We start from the raw sequence: 17079 nt of genomic DNA, 5'->3' as shown, positions 1-17079 counted from the left end.
CCAGGAGCCACCCACGGCGTCCTGTCGTGCAGACTTGCACGAGGAAGGCTGCGCCGACCTGCTGAGGGTCATCGACGATTGGGGTTGCTTGTGTACCGGGTATTCGAGGCGCTCGACGAACTTGTCGCGATTGTCGAAGAGGCACGCGGCGTACCGATGACCGCCGGCTGCGTGGTTCCCCGCGGCGACGTCCTCGAACTGCTCGACGACGTGCGCGATGCGATTCCCGGTGAACTCGACGACGCCCAGGACGTCCTCGACCACAAGGACAAACTCGTGGGGGATGCCCGCGCCAACGCGGAGAAGACCGTCTCCAGCGCCAACGCCGAGGCGAACTCCACCATCGAGAACGCCCGCGACGACGCCGATCGCATCCTGGCGGACGCGAAGGCGCAGGCCGACCGGATGGTGGCCGAGGCCCGCGCTCACGCCGAGCAATTGGTCACCGACGCACGCGCCGAGGCCGAGTCCTCCGTCGCCGAAGGTCAGCGGGAGTACGACGCACTCACGGGCCGGGCGCGGTCCGAGGCCGATCGCATGATCGAGTCGGGCAAGGCGTCCTACGAGAGGTCCGTCGCGGAGGGCACGGCCGAGCAGGCACGGCTCGTCTCGCAGACGGAGGTCGTCCAGGCCGCCCACGCAGAGTCGGCGCGGGTGATCGATTCCGCGCACGCCGAATCGGATCGTCTCCGCTCGGACTGCGACCTGTACGTCGACACGAAGCTCGCGGAGTTCGAGGACTTCCTCAACGGCACCGTCCGGTCTGTGGGGCGGGGGCGTCAGCAGTTGCGGACCGGTTCGGGTGTTCCCGACTACGCCTCCGACTACGACGTCGACGACCGCCGCGCCGAGCGCCGCCGCTGAGCGTCCGAACTAGCGACCGAATTTGGCTCCACCGCGCTCATTGCGTATCGTGGAGTGGTTGCCCTTTGTCGTTTTCCTTTTCTCGAAAGTGAAGCCTGTTGTCATCCCATCGCCACAGCTCATCGCGTTCCCGTCGGGACGCGGACTTCGTGCTGGACACGGTCAAACTCGGCCGTCGTCCCGGTTCGATGCGCACCGTGGAACGGGTGGTGACGGCGCCACGGCGCATCGGTCTCGACCTGATCGCCATCGAGGAAGGATCGGAGATCGATCTGGATCTCCGGTTGGAGGCCGTATCCGAGGGGGTCCTGGTCACCGGTTCGCTGCGAGCCGACACCGTCGGGGAGTGCTCGAGATGTCTCGAGCCGTTCTCCGATGCGGTGGACCTGACCATCACGGAACTGTTCGCGTACCCGGACAGCACCACGGAAGAGACCACGGAGGAGGGGGAGGTCTATCACGTCGTCGACGACGAGATCGACCTCGAACCCGTCGTGATCGACGCCGTCGGCCTCGCACTGCCGTTGCAGCCGCTCTGCAGTGACGACTGCCAAGGATTGTGCCCAGAATGTGGCGTTCGCCTGGCGATTGCCGAATCTGGCCACGGGCATGACATACTTGATCCTCGCTGGGCTGGTCTTGCAGCCAAATTTGGCGTGGATTCGGAACCCAGCAAGAATCTTGTGAACAACGAAGCCGAGGAGAAGTAGAAGTGGCTGTCCCCAAGCGCAGAATGTCGCGATCCAACACGAGGTCGCGTCGCAGCCAGTGGAAGACCACTGTGCCTACCCTCGTCACCTGCCCCAACCGTGGCTGCGGCGAGAAGACGCTGCCCCACGTCGCGTGCCCGTCGTGTGGCACATACAAGGGCCGCCAGGTCACTGCCGCCGTCTAATTCTCCGCGGAGAGGCGTTGTGACGAGCGACATCAGTAATACACCCGCCGGCGGCGAGGAGGATCATGCTTCCCTCCTCGCCGCCCTCGGCGTAGAAATCGAGCCTTCACTGCTCACCTTGGCGTTGACGCACCGCTCGTATGCGTACGAGAACGGTGGTCTGCCCACCAACGAGCGTCTCGAGTTTCTCGGTGACTCCGTACTCGGAGTCACCGTCACGGAGAAGCTCTACCTCGCGCACCCCGACAAATCCGAGGGCGACCTCGCGAAGATCCGGGCGAGCATCGTGAATATGCACGCGCTCGCGGAAGTGGCGCGCAGCCTCGGTGAGGGCGGTCTCGGTGCCCATCTCCTGCTCGGGAAGGGCGAGGAGATGACCGGCGGCCGCGACAAGCCGAGCATCCTGGCCGACGGCATGGAGTCGATTCTCGGCGCCATCCATCTCGAGCACGGAATCGAGACGGCGCGACGCGTCGTCCTCGATCTCTTCAGCGACCTCCTCCAGCGAGCCCCCCGCCTCGGCGCGGGCCTGGACTGGAAGACGAGCCTGCAGGAGCTGACCGCGGAGCGTGGCGTCGGAGTTCCGGCGTACGAGATCACCGCGACCGGTCCGGATCACGACAAGGAGTTCACCGCCACCGTGATCGTCGGAGGCAAGCCCCTCGGCGTCGGGATCGGCCGCTCCAAGAAAGAGGCCGAGCAGAAGGCTGCGAGCACGGCGTGGAATGCGTTGTCCGACGCAGGACCCGACGTAGCGACCGACGACGTCAGTGCCTGAACTACCCGAAGTCGAGGTAGTTCGGCGCGGACTCGAACGCCACATCGTGGGGGCGTCCATCGATTCGGTGGACATCCTGCATCCGCGGGCGATCCGGCGTCACCTGCCCGGTGCCGCGGACCTCGCCGGACAGCTCACCGGCGAACGGATCGCGGGCGCCGACCGCCGCGGGAAGTACCTGTGGCTGGTCCTCGAACCCAGCACGGTCGCCCTCGTGGTGCATCTCGGTATGAGTGGTCAAATGCTCGTGCAGCCACCGGAATTGCCGACCGAGAAGCATCTGCGTATCCGGGCCCGGCTCGATTCCGGTCTCGACCTCCGGTTCGTCGATCAGCGGACGTTCGGGGGCTGGGCGCTCGCGCCTCTCGTCGACGTCGACGGCTCGCTCGTGCCGGACTCGGTGGCGCACATCGCCCGCGACCCACTGGATCCGCGTTTCGATCTGGCGGCCACCGTGAAGGTGGTGCGCGGCAAGCACACCGAGATCAAACGTGTGCTGCTGGACCAGACCGTCGTCTCGGGCATCGGCAACATCTACGCGGACGAGGCGTTGTGGCGCGCGCAGATCCACGGAAACCGGCTCACCGACAGGCTGACCGGTCCCCGGATTCGTGCGGTGCTCACCGCCGCCCAGCAGGTGATGCGTGAGGCACTCACCCAGGGCGGCACGTCCTTCGACGCGCTGTACGTGAACGTCAACGGCGAATCGGGCTACTTCGACCGCTCCCTGTCCGCCTACGGTCAGGAGGATCGCCCGTGCCCGCGGTGCGGCACCGCGATCCGGCGGGAGAAGTTCATGAACCGCTCGTCGTTCAGTTGCCCGAAGTGCCAGCCGGCGCCACGGAGAAGCCCGGCGAGATGACCTGCGTGAGTCCCGCGGGCACGGGCTCTTCGGCGGCCTGTCCGTCGGCGTCGTGGCGTGGCGTCGCCTTGGCGTCGAAGTAGTCGCCGCCCTTGCGTTTCACGTCGTCGGTTCCCCATTCGCGGTGGCGGGGAACCGGTGCCATCCTCGGAATGTGCTTGCGGCAGTGGATGTATGCCTCCTCCACGTCCACGACCACCCAGCGTTCCGGGACCCGCCCGCCGGAGTGGTCCACCGGCAGATCCGCGATCTCGGAGCGGAGGACCTCGTCGTCGACGATCCGGGCCGAACCGTTCACGTGCAGTCCGATGAGGTCCTGCACGAAGTCCACGAGAATGATTCCGACGTGCGGATTTTCCAGGATGTTGCCGAGGCTCGCCATGACACCGTTGCCGCGGTACTCCGGGTACGCGAGGGTCTTCGAGTCGATGACGTGCATGAATCCCGGTGTCCCGGCGCGCAGACTGTTGTCGCATTCGCCGGAGGCGTCGGCGGTGGCGATGAACGCGATCTCCTGGCGTCCGACGAACTCGATCATCGTCGGATTGAGATGGTCCAGCATCTGATCCGAGTAGAACTTGGCGGCACGATCCCCGGTGCCGAACTCGGATTGAAGTCGGCGTTCTCCCGCACTCCCGATCTGGCCCATCAGCATTCCCCGCTACGTCTCGGCATCGTTGGTCGGTTCACCCTACGGCCCACCGGTTCCCACTGCTGAGAATCGGCGTTCACAAATCGGTGGAAACCGGTGCCGCCCACCCGCCTACCTGGCGTTGCGCCCCTCGGTGGCAGGATTGAGCACATGGCAGAACAGACTTCCGACACGACGGCGCCCACTTCACTGTGGGTCGAGCGAACGGGCACCCGGCTGTACACCGGCCGCAGCTCCCGCGGCGCCGAGGTCCTGATCGGCTCCGAGGGCGTGGAGGGCGTGTTCACTCCAGGGGAGCTTCTGAAGATCGCACTCGCCGCGTGCAGCGGAATGAGCTCGGACTTCCCGCTGTCGCGGCGCCTGGGCGACAACTACGAGGCCACCATCCGGGTGTCCGGCGCCGCCGACCGGGAGAACGAGGTGTACCCGCAGCTCGACGAGGTGCTCGAGCTCGATCTCAGCGAACTCGACGCCGACGCGCAGGAGCGTCTGGTCACGCTCGTGGAACGGTCGGTCGACAAGGTGTGCACGGTCGGGCGGACGCTGAAGGCCGGGACGAAAGTGACGTTGACCGTCGAGAAGGAACAATGATGCGGCGTGAGCTCGCCGCACTCGCGGGCGGGGCGGCGCTCTGCGCGGGTCTGCTCGTGGTCGCGCCGGCCGCGGCCGGGCCCGCGTTCTCGCCCCCCGGCGGCGCCTGCACCCCGTGGTCGGTGTCGGAGGTGACGTCCGGCGCGGGCGTGCTCGAGAACCTGGCCTTCGACGGCGCGGGCACCATGCTGGTGTCGCGGACGGGCCTGGTGGGCGGCGGAGCCCTGGACGGCGTCAGCCCCGACGGCACCGTCACCCCGATCGTGCCCGAGGTCGAGTCGCCGGGCGGGATCGCCGTGGACGGCGCCGACGCGTACTTCGCCACAGGGAACTCCTTCGCCTCCGGGGTCACGGGCTCGACGAGCGGCACCGTCGACGTCGTGAATCTCGACACCGGTGACACGAGCACCGTCGCCGAGGGGCTGGTCATGCCGAACGGGCTCGTCCGGCTGAGCAACGGCGACATCCTCACCGCGCGGAATCTCGGCTCCGGCGCCGGACTGACCCGCGTCCCGGCCGAGGATCCCCGCACACCGGAGGTCGTGCGCACCGATCTGGGGACCGTCGACGGACTCGCCGTGCACGACGGCAACGTGTACACGGTCACGACGTTCGACACCACCACCACGCTGCGCATCCTCCGCGAAAACGACCTGCGCGGTCCCGTCGTGTCCGTCGAGTTGCCCGGCTCCGGGCCACTCAACGCGGCCGACGACCTCACCGTCGGACCGGACGGCATCGTGTACGTCGCGTACAACGGCGGCGGCAAGGTGGTCCGCGTCGATCCGGCGACGGGGGAGAGCTGCGCGCTCGCGTCCGGGCTGCCCCTCGTGTCCTCGGTGCGCTTCGGCGCCGGACCGGGCTGGGACCCGGACGCGCTCTACGCCACCAGCTTCACCGGGAAGATCTACAAGCTCGAACGGTCGTGACGGACATGGAGAGAATGACCGCGTGGGTGCACGGGTACGTGCAGGGTGTCGGATTCCGGTGGTGGACCCGCGCCCGCGCACTCGAACTCGGCCTCGTCGGATACGCGGCCAACCAGAAGGACGGCCGGGTACTCGTCATCGCCGAGGGTCCCCGAGACAAGCTGGATACCCTGCTGACGCTGCTGCGGTCGGGAGACACGCCGGGCGCGGTGGATCTCGTCGTGGAGCAATGGGATTCCCCCCGCGGCGACCTCACCGGGTTCGTCGAACGGTGAACCGAAGGTAAAGTTCTCCGTCATGCATCTGAAGAGTCTGACGCTGAAGGGATTCAAATCCTTTGCGTCCGCAACGACTCTGCGATTCGAGCCGGGAATCACCTGTGTCGTAGGGCCCAACGGGTCGGGCAAGTCCAATGTCGTCGACGCCCTCACCTGGGTGATGGGTGAGCAGGGGGCGAAGGCGCTGCGCGGCGGCAAGATGGAAGACGTCATCTTCGCCGGCACCGCCGGGCGGGCGCCCCTCGGGCGCGCCGAGGTGACGCTGACCATCGACAACTCCGACGGCGCGCTGCCGATCGACTACTCCGAGGTGTCGATCACCCGGCGTATGTTCCGCGACGGCGCCGGCGAATACGAGATCAACGGCAGCTCGTGCCGGCTGATGGACGTGCAGGAACTGCTCAGCGACTCCGGTATCGGCCGGGAAATGCACGTGATCGTCGGGCAGGGTCGCCTCGCCGCCATCCTCGAATCGCGTCCGGAAGACCGGCGCGCGTTCATCGAAGAGGCCGCCGGGGTGCTCAAGCACCGCAAACGCAAGGAAAAAGCGGTACGCAAACTCGATGCGATGCAGGCCAATCTGGCCCGCCTCAACGACCTCACGGCGGAACTGCGCCGACAGCTCAAACCACTCGGGCGGCAGGCCGAGGTGGCCCGCCGCGCGCAGACCGTGCAGGCCGACCTGCGCGACGCGAAGCTGCGGCTCGCCGCCGACGACCTGGTGACGCGGCGCGAGGAGCTGGCCGACCAGGCGCAGGACGAGAAGGTCGCCCGCGAACAGCACGACCACGTCACCGAGGCGCTCGACGAGGCCAATCTGGAGCTGGGACGGCACGAGCAGGAACTATCGAGGCTCACACCGGGTGCCGAAGCGGCCGCGCAGACGTGGTTCCAGCTGTCGGCACTCGCGGAACGCGTCAACGCGACCATCCGCATCGCCCGCGAACGGGCGCGCCACCTCGACTCCGAGCCGTCCGCGAACCGCGGTCAGGATCCGGACGAGATGGAGGCCCGCGCCGACCGGATCGCCGCGGAGGAAATGGAACTCGTCGAAGCCGTCGAAATGGCCCGCGCGGCGCTGGACGCGGCCAAGGAGCAACTGGCGCTGGGGGAGGAGACCGCCGCCGACGCGGAACGGGCCCACATGGCGGCGGTGCGGGCGATCGCCGACCGCCGGGAAGGCCTGGCCCGGCTGTCCGGGCAGGTCGACACCCTGCGCACCCGCGCCGACTCCGTCGACGCCGAAGTGTCGCGGCTGACCGTCGCGATCGACGAGGCCCGCCGGCGCGGCGACGCCGCGCAGTCCGAGTTCGAGGTCGTCCAGGACGAGATCGGCGACCTCGACGCCGGTGAACTCGGGCTCGATTCCCACCACGAGCGTGCCGTCGAGGCGCTACGCCTGATCACCGAACGCGTCACCGAACTCCAGGCCGACGAACGCGCCGCCGGGCAGGAAGTGGCGTCGCTCCGCGCCCGGATCGACGCGCTGTCGATGGGCCTCGAACGCAAGGACGGCGCAGGCTGGCTCGTCGAGAACCGGGGCGAGCACGGTATCCGGGGACCGATCGGTGGCCTCATCACCGTCGAAAAGGGCTACGAGGGTGCGGTCGCGGCAGCGATGGGTCCCGCCGCGGACGCCGTGGTCGCCGAATCCCTCGACGCCGCCCGCGGCGCGGTCGGTGCGCTGAAGGACACGGACAGCGGTCGGGCGTCCCTGGTCATCGGCACCGATCAGGCCGTGCCGAACGGTGGGCACCTGGATTCCGGCGCCCGGTGGGCCGTCGACGTCATCGACTGCCCCGCCGAACTGCGGACCGGGCTCGCGGCACTCCTGGGCGGCGTGGTCGTCGTCGACTCCCTCGACGACGCCGTCGAACACGTCCGGCGCAGACCCGACGTGCGCGCCGTCACCCGCGACGGAGATCTCCTCGGGGCGGGCTGGATGAGCGGCGGCTCGGACCGGCAGCCGAGCACCCTCGAGGTGCAGGCCGCCATCGACAACTCGGTGCAGGACCTCGCCCGCGCCGAACGGCGAGCCGAAGAATTGTCCGCGGCACTGTCCGGAGCCGTCGCGGAACAGGCCGACCGCCAGGAGAACGCCGAGCAGGCGCTGGCCGCGCTGAACGAGTCCGACGCCGCGATGTCGGCCATCTACGAACGCCTCGGCCGCCTCGGCCAGGCGGCCCGCGCCGCGCACGCCGAATCCGATCGGCTCATGGCGCAGCGGGAGAAGGCCGAGAGTGGTCGCGAGGACACGCTGACCGGGCTGGCCGAACTCGAGGAACGGCTGCGGATGGCAGAACAGGACGCCTCGCCCGCCGGCGCCGACACCGGTGGTTCCGATTCGACGAGCATCGATCGGGAGATGGCGGCCGCGGCCCTGGCGGAAGTGCGGGCCGTGGAGGTCGAGGCCCGGCTGTCCGTCCGCACGGCCGAGGAACGGGCCGAGTCGGTGCGCGGCAAGGCCGATTCGCTGCGCCGCGCCGCCCAGGTGGAACGCGACGCGCGTGCCCGGGCCGAACGCGCGATGAAGGCCCGGCAGAATGCGGCCGCCGTCGCGGCTGCGGTCGCCGAGTCCGGACAGCGGGTCGCCGAGCACCTCGGAGAGGTCGTCGACGCCGCGATGGCGCACCGGGACGACCTCGCCCGGGCCCGCACCGAGCGGACGACCCAACTCGAACAGGTGAAGGAGAGGGTACGTCAGCTCACCGGACAGCTGGCGTCGCTCACCGACGCCGTGCACCGCGACGAGGTGGCCCGCGCCCAGGCCGCACTGCGCATCGAACAACTCGAGGAGGCGATCCTCGACCAGCACGGGATCGGCCTGGACGATCTGATCGCCGAATACGGTCCCGACGTCGCGCTGCCACCGTCCGCGCTCGAGATGGAGGAGTACGAGCAGGCGAAGGAGCGCGGCGAACAGGTCACCATGCCCGCGCCGATTCCGTACGACCGCACCACGCAGGAACGTCGCGCGAAACGTGCCGAGAAGGATCTGGCGACCCTCGGCAAGGTCAACCCGCTGGCGCTCGAGGAGTTCGCCGCGCTCGAGGAGCGCTACAACTTCCTCTCGACACAGCTCGAGGACGTGAAGACCGCCCGCAAGGACCTCCTCGGTGTCGTCGCCGACGTCGATGCCCGGATCCTGCAGGTGTTCACCGAGGCCTACGCGGACGTCGAACGCGAATTCGTGCAGGTCTTCGCGAAACTGTTCCCCGGCGGTGAGGGCAGGCTGGTGCTCACCGACCCGTCCGACATGCTGACGACCGGCATCGAGGTGGAGGCCCGGCCGCCCGGCAAGAAGGTCAAGCGGCTGTCGTTGCTCTCCGGTGGTGAGAAATCGCTCACGGCCGTGGCGATGCTCGTGGCGATCTTCCGGGCCAGGCCGTCCCCCTTCTACGTGATGGACGAGGTGGAGGCCGCGCTGGACGACACCAATCTGCGTCGCCTCATCGGGTTGTTCGAGCAGCTGCGGGAGAAGTCTCAGCTGATCGTCATCACCCACCAGAAGCCGACGATGGAGGTGGCCGACGCGCTGTACGGCGTCAGCATGCGCGGCGACGGCATCACCACCGTCATCTCGCAGCGGCTCCGTGGCCAGGACATGGCGGCCGCAGACGCCTGATTCCGGCACCGGCCGGGACCGTTCGCCCGGCGAGGCAGTGCGCGACGGAATCCGGAGCCTGAAACAATGGGCGGCGTGACTACCGGAGCTTGGATTGCCATCGCGGCCGCACTGGCCGTACTTCTCGTCGTTCTCGTCGTCGGGTCCCTGCTGTATCGGCGTCGCCGGATCTCCCTGAAGGCGCCGGACACCCCGCAGGTCACCACGGCGGAGAAGGACCGTTCGGGCAGTTATCGCGCCGACGGCGGCTTCAACTTCAGCCAGGGGTCGACGGCGACGGCGCCGCCCCGCGAGGTGGTGCCGGAGCCGGTGCTGCCCGAACCGGTGCCGGAACCCACGATCACCCCCGAACCGGAGGTCGTGGCGCCTCCGGAGCCGGAGAAGGCTCCCGCGCCGGAGAAGGCCCCGGAAAAGGCACCGGAGAAGTCGAAAGCGCCGCCGGAGCCGGTCACCTACGAACCGGTGGTCGCCCCGGAGGTCGAACCGGAACCCGAGGTCGCGCCGGCTCCCGAGCCCGAACCGGCTCCCGCGGCACCCGCGCTCGACGTCATCGCCCCAACCGAAGGCCGCCTCGACCGTCTGCGTGGGCGTCTGTCCCGGTCCCAGTCGGCCGTAGGCAAGAGCCTGCTGGGACTGCTCGGCGGCGGCGACCTCGACGAGGACTCCTGGGAAGAGGTGGAGGACACGCTCCTCATCGCCGACCTCGGTTCGGCGACCACCACGAAGATCGTCACGTCGCTGCGTGAGCAGATGGCGTCGCGCAGCGTCCGCACCGAGGCCGACGCCCGCGCGCTGCTGCGTGAGGTCCTGGTCTCCGAACTCCGTCCGGAACTCGACCGCTCCATCCGCGCCCTTCCCCACGACGATCACCCGGCTGTCCTGCTCGTCGTCGGTGTGAACGGCACCGGCAAGACCACCACCACGGGCAAGCTCGCGCGTGTTCTCGTGGCCGACGGCAGGCGCGTCCTGCTGGGCGCCGCCGACACGTTCCGCGCGGCCGCCGCCGACCAGTTGCAGACGTGGGCCGAACGGGTCGGCGCCGAAGTGGTGCGCGGGAAGGAAGCCGCGGATCCGGCGGCCGTCGCGTTCGACGCGGTGGCCAAGGGGATCGACAACGGCGTCGACGTCGTGCTGATCGATACCGCGGGCAGGCTGCACACCAAGACGGGTCTGATGGACGAACTCGGCAAGGTCAAGCGGGTCATCGAGAAGAAGGCGTCGGTCGACGACGTCCTCCTGGTTCTCGACGCGACCATCGGCCAGAACGGCCTGGCGCAGGCGCGGGTGTTCGCCGAGGTCGTCGACATCACCGGTGTGGTGCTCACCAAACTCGACGGCACCGCCAAGGGCGGCATCGTGTTCCAGGTGCAGCACGAACTCGGGGTCCCCGTGAAGCTCGTCGGACTCGGTGAGGGCGCCGACGATCTGGCGCCTTTCGAGCCGGGCGCCTTCGTCGACGCGTTGCTCGGTTAGAGGGGGATCCGGCGGTCGTCTCGGGGTCCCGGACGGCTCCGGGGACCCGAAACCGACCGCAAATCGCCTGGCGAAACGTATACGCAACAAAATAGGTCGATGCGTTCACGTGCGCGAAACAGTGCAGTGGCACAGCCGAAACACCAACTGAGCACCCTTCTTCTCAGGTCGTCAGCCGCAACCGGCTGGGCAGAGAAGGAGGAGGCTCAAGGTGGATTTCCCCACTATCGGTGCACCGGACACCGGGGACACAGCGTGGATGCTGACCAGCGCCGCGCTCGTGTTGCTCATGACTCCGGGTCTTGCGTTCTTCTACGGCGGCATGGTGCGGGCCAAGAGCGTGCTGAACATGCTCATGATGAGCATCAGTGCGATGGGTGTCGTCGGCATTCTGTGGGTTCTCTACGGCTACTCCATGGCTTTCGGTGAGGACAAGGGGAACTTTGTCGGTGATCCGTTCCAGTACTTCGGGCTCAAAGGACTGATCGGCGGTTCCTACCTTGCCGAGACCGACGACGCCGGTTCGGTCATCGCCGATTCCGCGATCCCGCTCGTCGGCACCATTCCCGCGACCGTCTTCGTCGCGTTCCAGGCCATGTTCGCGATCATCACGGTCGCCCTCATCTCGGGTGCCGTCGCAGATCGCCTCCGCTTCGGTCCCTGGCTGCTGTTCGCCGGCCTCTGGGCGACGGTCGTGTACTTCCCCGTGGCGCACTGGGTCTTCGCCTTCGACGGCGTCACCGCCGAGACCGGCGGCTGGATCGCCAACAAACTTGCCGCGGTCGACTTCGCGGGTGGTACCGCGGTCCACATCAACGCCGGCGCCGCCGGCCTCGTCCTCGCGATCATCCTCGGCAAGCGCAAGGGATGGCCGGGAACCCCGTTCCGTCCGCACAACCTGCCCTTCGTGATGCTCGGCGCAGGCCTGCTCTGGTTCGGCTGGTTCGGATTCAACGCCGGTTCGGCTGTCGGTTCCAACGGAATCGCCGGTGCAACCTTCATCACGACCGTCATCGGAACGTGCGCGGCCATGCTCGCCTGGCTCCTGGTCGAGCGTATTCGTGACGGCCACGCCACCACGCTCGGCGCGGCTTCCGGAATCGTGGCCGGCCTGGTCGCCATCACGCCTTCCTGCTCCTCGGTGAACGTCCTCGGCGCACTCGCGATCGGCGTCGTGGCCGGAGCGCTCTGCGCGCTCGCCGTCGGACTCAAGTTCCGCTTCGGGTTCGACGACTCGCTCGACGTCGTCGGTGTTCACCTGGTCGGTGGCATCGTCGGAACGCTGATGGTCGGCCTGGTCGCAACGTCTGAGGCGCCCGCGGGCGTTGTCGGACTGTTCTATGGTGGAGGCCTCGACCAACTCTGGCGTCAGGCAGTGGGCGCCGGAGCAGTACTGCTTTACTCGCTCGTCGGTACGGCCGTCGTCGCGTTGATCGTGAAGTTCACGATCGGGCTGCGGCTCAGCGACGAGGGTGAATCACTTGGAGTGGACGAGTCGGAACACGCAGAAACCGCCTACGATTTCGCCGCTCTCGGCGGAAACTCGGCAGCCGCTCGTGTATCCGGCAAGGAGGGATGAGGAAATGAAGCTGATCACAGCAATTGTCAAGCCGTTCACTCTGGAGGACGTCAAGACGGGACTCGAGCAGGCGGGTGTCCTGGGCATGACCGTCAGTGAGGTTCAGGGGTACGGCCGGCAGAAGGGCCACACCGAGGTCTACCGAGGCGCCGAGTACTCGGTCGATTTCGTACCGAAGGTCCGGGTCGAGGTCGTCGTGGACGACGCTGCTGTGGACAAGGTCGTCGAGGTGATCGTCGAGGCCGCACGCACCGGCAAGATCGGTGACGGCAAGGTGTGGGTCTCACCGGTCGAGTCGGTCATCCGGGTACGCACCGGGGAACGCGGCGCGGATGCGCTCTGACCCCAACGGGTCCGGTAAGACCGGCCCTGGTCCCGTCGCCAAGGCGACGGAACCAGGGCCGGTTGCGTCAGGCGGATCGGACGAAGCGGCGGACCTGGCCCGCGCACGCAGGCAACTGCTCACCGGCGGCTCCGAGACCGGCCCCGGCGCAAGGAATCCGGCAGGTCACGGTCGGCGGCTCGACGCGGCTGCGCTGCGTCACGCGCTCGTCGATCTGCACGAGTTCTGGTTGACCACAAAGGGTGCCGAACTCGGCATCAAGCCGGACAGCGGCTTCGCGCTCGTCGCGGTCGGGGGGCTCGGCCGGCGGGAAATGCTGCCGTACTCGGATCTCGACCTCCTCCTGCTCCACGACGACATGGATCCGGCGGTGGTCTCGCAGGTGGCCGACCAGCTCTGGTATCCGTTGTGGGACGCGCACATCAAGCTCGACCACAGTGTCCGCACCATCCCCCAGGCGCTGCAGGTGGCGGACACGGACATCACCGCGGCCCTGGGGATGCTCGAGGCGCGCCACATCGTCGGTGACGTCGAGCTGACCAATCTGCTCATCAGCGGCGTGCGCCGGCAGTGGCGCACCGACATCCGTAACCGCTTCGACGGCCTCATCGAGCAGACGCAGGCCCGCTGGGAACGCAGCGGCCAGATCGCTCACCGTGCCGAGCCCGACCTCAAGAGCGGTCGCGGTGGACTGCGGGACGTGCAGTTGCTCAACGCGCTGTCCATTGCGCAGCTCACCGACGGCATGCCCGGACTCGGCCCGGAGTCGCCCGGCGGGGGACTGGCGCTCGCGCACCGGCGGCTCCTCGACGTCCGCACCGAACTGCACCGGGTGGCGGGACGCTCGCGCGACCAGTTGCGGGCGCAGGACGCCGACGAGATCGGCGCCGCGCTCCGGATCGGCGATCGGTTCGACCTCGCGCGCATGCTCAGCGATGCCGCGCGCACCATCAGCTACTCCGTCGACGTCGGGGTGCGGACGGCAGGCCATGCTCTGCCGCGGCGTGGTCTGGCGCGGTTGCGCCGGCCACCGGTTCGGCGGCCCCTCGACGAGGGAGTCGTCGAGCACGCCGGGGAAGTGGTGCTGGCCCGCGACGCCCGGCCCGCGAAGGACCCCGGCCTCGTGCTGCGGGTGGCGTCGGCGTCGGCGACGACGGGGATGCCGATGTCGGCGTCCACCCTGAATCGCCTGGCCGACAACGCCCCCGAGCTGCGTGAGCCGTGGCCGAAGGAGGCGCTGAACGATCTGCTGGTGATGCTGGGCTCCGGTAGCCGGGCCGTCGCCGCGATCGAGGCCCTCGATCGCACCGGACTGTGGGGCAGGCTGCTTCCCGAGTGGGGTGCCGTCCGGGACCTGCCGCCGCGGGACGCGGTGCACACGTGGACGGTGGATCGCCATCTCGTCGAGACCGCCGCGTATGCCAGTGGGTTCACCACCCGAGTCGCGCGCCCGGATCTGCTGATGCTCGGCGCGCTGCTGCACGACATCGGCAAGGGCCGCGGCGGCGATCACAGCGTGGTCGGCGCGGAACTGGCCACCCAGATCGGCAAGCGGCTGGGATTGTGGCCGTCCGACGTCGCGCTGCTGACGGCGATCGTGCGCCACCATCTCCTGCTGCCGCACACCGCGACGCGGCGGGACCTCGACGATCCCGCGACGGTCGAGAGGGTGGTCGAGGCGCTCGGCGGAGACGGCGTTCTGCTCGAACTGCTGCACGCGCTGGCGGAGGCGGATTCACTGGCGACCGGTCCCGGGGTGTGGGGTGACTGGAAGTCCTCGCTCATCGGCGAACTCGTGCGCCGCTGCCGCCTGGTCATGGCGGGCGAGGTGCTGCCCGCGCCGGATCCGCTCGATCCGGAGCACGTCGCTCTGGCGGCGACGGGGGGCGTGCACGTCGCACTGGTCCCCGCGGACAGTCCCCACACGTATGTGGTGACGGTCATCGCCCCCGACCAGCGGGGTCTGCTGTCGAAGGCAGCGGGCGTGCTCGCGCTGCACTCCCTGCGGGTCTTCTCCGCCTCGCTGGGCGGTGCCGAGGGTTCGGCGGTCAACTCGTTCGTCGTGTCCCCGAGGTTCGGGGCCCCGCCGCAGGCGGGACTGCTGCGCCAGGAGCTGATCCGCGCGCTGGCGGGCGAGCTGAATCTGATGGAGATGCTGACCGCCAAGGAGGAGGAGGCCCGCGAGAGCCAGCGCGTCGCCGCCGTCGAGGAACGCGGCGAGGCCGCCGTTCCGGTGCAGTACGCGCAGGCGCCGCCGCGGGTCATCTGGTTCGACACGGCGTCGCCCGGCGAGGTCATCCTCGAGCTCAGGGCCGAGGACCGGCTGGGGCTGCTGTGCAGGCTGGCCGACGCGTTCGACACGTGCGGAGCGGACGTCCGGTGGGCGCGGGTGACCACCCTGGGCTCGTCGGTGATCGACTCGTTCTGCCTCGATGTCGGCGGCGGGGACACCAGGGCGAGCCGGGAACAGGTCGAGAGCGCGATCCTCGGCGTCGTCCCGCTCACGAAGCCGAAGAAGCAGGAGGGCAGCGGGGGAGAATGAACGACCGGACGTGAGCGGCTAGGCTGGTGCCCGAGAATATCCACCGCACACTCGTATGACTTCAGGAGCGCACTCGGTGTTCGAATCCCTTTCCGACAGGTTGACCGGAGCCCTCAAGGATCTGCGTGGCAAGGGTCGCCTTTCCGGAGCCGACATCGATGCCACCTGCCGTGAGATCCGGTTGGCCCTGCTCGAGGCAGACGTCGCGCTGCCCGTCGTCCGCTCGTTCATCGCCAAGATCAAGGAACGCGCCAAGGGCGTCGAGGTCTCGGCGGCGCTGAACCCGGCGCAGCAGGTCGTCAAGATCGTCAACGAGGAACTCGTCGGGATCCTCGGTGGCGAGACCCGCCGGCTGGTGTTCGCCAAGACGCCGCCGACGGTCATCATGCTCGCCGGTCTGCAGGGTTCCGGTAAGACCACCCTCGCGGGCAAGCTCGCGAAGTGGCTGCGCGACCAGGGGCACACCCCGCTGCTCGTTGCCTGCGACCTGCAGCGTCCCGGCGCCGTCACCCAGCTGCAGATCGTCGGTGAGCGCGCCGGAGCCACGGTGTTCGCGCCGCACCCGGGCACGTCCATCGGCGGCGGCGACAACGAGCTGGGCATCACCGCGGCCGACCCGGTCGAGGTGGCCCGGGCCGGTGTCGAGGAAGCCCGCAACAAGCAGTTCGACGTGGTCATCGTCGACACCGCGGGTCGCCTGGGTATCGACGCCGACCTGATGGCGCAGGCCGCGGGCATCCGCGACGCCGTGAACCCCGACGAGACGATCTTCGTCCTCGACGCGATGATCGGTCAGGACGCGGTCAGCACCGCCGAGGCGTTCCGCGAGGGTGTCGGATTCACCGGTGTCGTGCTCACGAAGCTCGACGGCGACGCCCGTGGTGGCGCCGCGCTCAGCGTTCGCGAGGTCACCGGGCAGCCCATCCTGTTCGCGTCCACGGGTGAGAAGCTCGAAGACTTCGACATCTTCCACCCCGACCGCATGGCCAGCCGCATCCTCGGCATGGGTGACGTGCTCAGCCTCATCGAGCAGGCGGAGCAGGTCTTCGACCAGAAGCAGGCCGAGGCCACCGCGCAGAAGATCGGCTCCGGCCAGCTGACCCTCGAAGACTTCCTCGAGCAGATGATGGCCGTCCGCAAGATGGGTCCCATCGGCAACCTCCTGGGCATGCTCCCGGGTGCGGGGCAGATGAAGGACGCTCTCGCGAACGTCGACGAGAAGCAGCTCGACCGGGTGCAGGCGATCATCCGCGGTATGACCCCCGCCGAGCGCGACGACCCGAAGATCATCAACGCCTCCCGCAGGCTGCGGATCGCCAACGGTTCCGGCGTGAAGGTCTCCGACGTCAACCAGCTCGTGGACCGCTTCTTCGAGGCCCGCAAGATGATGGCCGCGATGGCCGGGCGCATGGGCATGCCAGGTGCGCGCAAGCCGCAGCGCAGCAGCAAGAAGGGCAAGAAGGGCAAGAAGGGTGGCAAGGGACCGACGCCGCCGAAGGTGCGCGGAGGATTCCCCGGTGGCCTGCCCGGCGGGTTCCCGGGGATGCCGCCCGGAGGTCTCCCCGCGGGGATGCCCGACCTGTCGAACATGCCGAAGGGCCTCGACGAGTTGCCGCCCGGACTCGAGGGCATCGACCTGTCCCAGCTGAAGCTGCCGAAGAAGTAGCC

15 protein-coding genes are annotated in these 17079 nt (G+C 68.6%); 14 read left to right on the top strand and 1 reads right to left on the bottom strand.

What is annotated here, in order from left to right:
• Window positions 1–90 precede the first annotated feature (90 nt).
• The 5 genes from JWS13_RS08575 to mutM all read left to right on the top strand — a co-directional run bounded on the left by JWS13_RS08575 (window position 91) and on the right by mutM (window position 3399).
• On the top strand, window positions 91–864 hold the full coding sequence (locus JWS13_RS08575) for a DivIVA domain-containing protein (RefSeq protein WP_124393012.1): 774 nt from the start codon (window positions 91–93) through the stop codon (window positions 862–864).
• Between the two features lie 149 nt (window positions 865–1013).
• Window positions 1014–1574, top strand: a complete 561-nt coding sequence (locus JWS13_RS08570) for a YceD family protein (protein ID WP_206005278.1) — start codon at window positions 1014–1016, stop codon at window positions 1572–1574.
• 2 nt (window positions 1575–1576) lie between these two features.
• The gene (gene rpmF, locus JWS13_RS08565; RefSeq protein ID WP_005240446.1) at window positions 1577–1759 is read left to right on the top strand and encodes a 50S ribosomal protein L32; all 183 of its coding nucleotides are present in this window, start codon (window positions 1577–1579) and stop codon (window positions 1757–1759) included.
• A gap of 19 nt (window positions 1760–1778) precedes the next feature.
• Window positions 1779–2537 carry a ribonuclease III gene (gene rnc / locus JWS13_RS08560; protein ID WP_072937778.1) on the top strand — a complete coding sequence of 253 codons (759 nt, stop codon included), beginning with the start codon at window positions 1779–1781 and terminating at the stop codon, window positions 2535–2537.
• Window positions 2530–3399, top strand: coding sequence for a bifunctional DNA-formamidopyrimidine glycosylase/DNA-(apurinic or apyrimidinic site) lyase (mutM, locus tag JWS13_RS08555; RefSeq protein ID WP_124392770.1), 870 nt, complete (start codon window positions 2530–2532; stop codon window positions 3397–3399). The genes rnc and mutM overlap by 8 nt, the downstream gene beginning before the upstream one ends.
• On the opposite strand, the gene JWS13_RS08550 is transcribed toward mutM, so the two are convergent.
• Window positions 3350–4054 carry a pyridoxamine 5'-phosphate oxidase family protein gene (locus JWS13_RS08550; protein WP_206005277.1) on the bottom strand — a complete coding sequence of 235 codons (705 nt, stop codon included), beginning with the start codon at window positions 4052–4054 and terminating at the stop codon, window positions 3350–3352. The genes mutM and JWS13_RS08550 overlap by 50 nt on opposite strands.
• Before the next feature lie 147 nt (window positions 4055–4201).
• On the opposite strand from JWS13_RS08550, the gene JWS13_RS08545 reads away from it, so the two are divergent.
• The 9 genes from JWS13_RS08545 (at window position 4202) to ffh (ending at window position 17077) form a co-directional block, all read left to right on the top strand.
• The gene (locus JWS13_RS08545; protein WP_072937781.1) at window positions 4202–4642 is read left to right on the top strand and encodes an OsmC family protein; all 441 of its coding nucleotides are present in this window, start codon (window positions 4202–4204) and stop codon (window positions 4640–4642) included.
• A complete protein-coding gene (locus JWS13_RS08540; protein ID WP_206011543.1) occupies window positions 4642–5571 on the top strand; it encodes an NHL repeat-containing protein in 930 nt (309 codons plus the stop codon). The genes JWS13_RS08545 and JWS13_RS08540 overlap by 1 nt, the downstream gene beginning before the upstream one ends.
• A gap of 5 nt (window positions 5572–5576) precedes the next feature.
• Complete coding sequence (locus JWS13_RS08535; RefSeq protein WP_255314957.1) at window positions 5577–5846, top strand: acylphosphatase; 270 nt, start codon at window positions 5577–5579, stop codon at window positions 5844–5846.
• 22 nt (window positions 5847–5868) lie between these two features.
• Window positions 5869–9474 carry a chromosome segregation protein SMC gene (smc, locus tag JWS13_RS08530; protein ID WP_206005276.1) on the top strand — a complete coding sequence of 1202 codons (3606 nt, stop codon included), beginning with the start codon at window positions 5869–5871 and terminating at the stop codon, window positions 9472–9474.
• 66 nt (window positions 9475–9540) lie between these two features.
• The gene (ftsY, locus tag JWS13_RS08525) at window positions 9541–10947 is read left to right on the top strand and encodes a signal recognition particle-docking protein FtsY (RefSeq protein WP_206005275.1); all 1407 of its coding nucleotides are present in this window, start codon (window positions 9541–9543) and stop codon (window positions 10945–10947) included.
• Between the two features lie 259 nt (window positions 10948–11206).
• Window positions 11207–12526 (top strand): ammonium transporter, encoded by a 1320-nt coding sequence (locus JWS13_RS08520; protein WP_225927965.1) that lies wholly within the window; start codon window positions 11207–11209, stop codon window positions 12524–12526.
• Between the two features lie 4 nt (window positions 12527–12530).
• Window positions 12531–12869 (top strand): P-II family nitrogen regulator, encoded by a 339-nt coding sequence (locus JWS13_RS08515; RefSeq protein ID WP_005240467.1) that lies wholly within the window; start codon window positions 12531–12533, stop codon window positions 12867–12869.
• Entirely contained in the window at window positions 12859–15411 is a 2553-nt protein-coding gene (locus JWS13_RS08510) for a [protein-PII] uridylyltransferase (protein ID WP_206005273.1), read from the top strand. The genes JWS13_RS08515 and JWS13_RS08510 overlap by 11 nt, the downstream gene beginning before the upstream one ends.
• Window positions 15412–15487: 76 nt before the next feature.
• Window positions 15488–17077, top strand: coding sequence for a signal recognition particle protein (ffh, locus tag JWS13_RS08505; RefSeq protein WP_206005272.1), 1590 nt, complete (start codon window positions 15488–15490; stop codon window positions 17075–17077).
• The last annotated feature ends 2 nt before the right edge of the window (window positions 17078–17079 follow it).

Source organism: Rhodococcus pseudokoreensis (genome assembly GCF_017068395.1).
In the GTDB taxonomy this organism is placed as follows: domain Bacteria; phylum Actinomycetota; class Actinomycetes; order Mycobacteriales; family Mycobacteriaceae; genus Rhodococcus_F; species Rhodococcus_F pseudokoreensis.
The sequence above is the reverse complement of the archived record's forward strand: the minus strand, read 5'-3'. Positions and strand labels throughout refer to the sequence as shown.

Bases quoted from the DNA above. Each gene is read 5' to 3' on its own strand.
- smc (WP_206005276.1), top strand. From the start codon at position 5,869: ATGCATCTGAAGAGTCTGACGCTGAAGGGATTCAAATCCTTTGCGTCC.
- JWS13_RS08515 (WP_005240467.1), top strand. From the start codon at position 12,531: ATGAAGCTGATCACAGCAATTGTCAAGCCGTTCACTCTGGAGGACGTC.
- JWS13_RS08520 (WP_225927965.1), top strand. From the start codon at position 11,207: ATGCTGACCAGCGCCGCGCTCGTGTTGCTCATGACTCCGGGTCTTGCG.
- JWS13_RS08510 (WP_206005273.1), top strand. From the start codon at position 12,859: ATGCGCTCTGACCCCAACGGGTCCGGTAAGACCGGCCCTGGTCCCGTC.
- JWS13_RS08535 (WP_255314957.1), top strand. From the start codon at position 5,577: ATGGAGAGAATGACCGCGTGGGTGCACGGGTACGTGCAGGGTGTCGGA.
- JWS13_RS08540 (WP_206011543.1), top strand. From the start codon at position 4,642: ATGCGGCGTGAGCTCGCCGCACTCGCGGGCGGGGCGGCGCTCTGCGCG.
- JWS13_RS08545 (WP_072937781.1), top strand. From the start codon at position 4,202: ATGGCAGAACAGACTTCCGACACGACGGCGCCCACTTCACTGTGGGTC.
- JWS13_RS08550 (WP_206005277.1), bottom strand. From the start codon at position 4,054: ATGCTGATGGGCCAGATCGGGAGTGCGGGAGAACGCCGACTTCAATCC.
- ftsY (WP_206005275.1), top strand. From the start codon at position 9,541: ATGGGCGGCGTGACTACCGGAGCTTGGATTGCCATCGCGGCCGCACTG.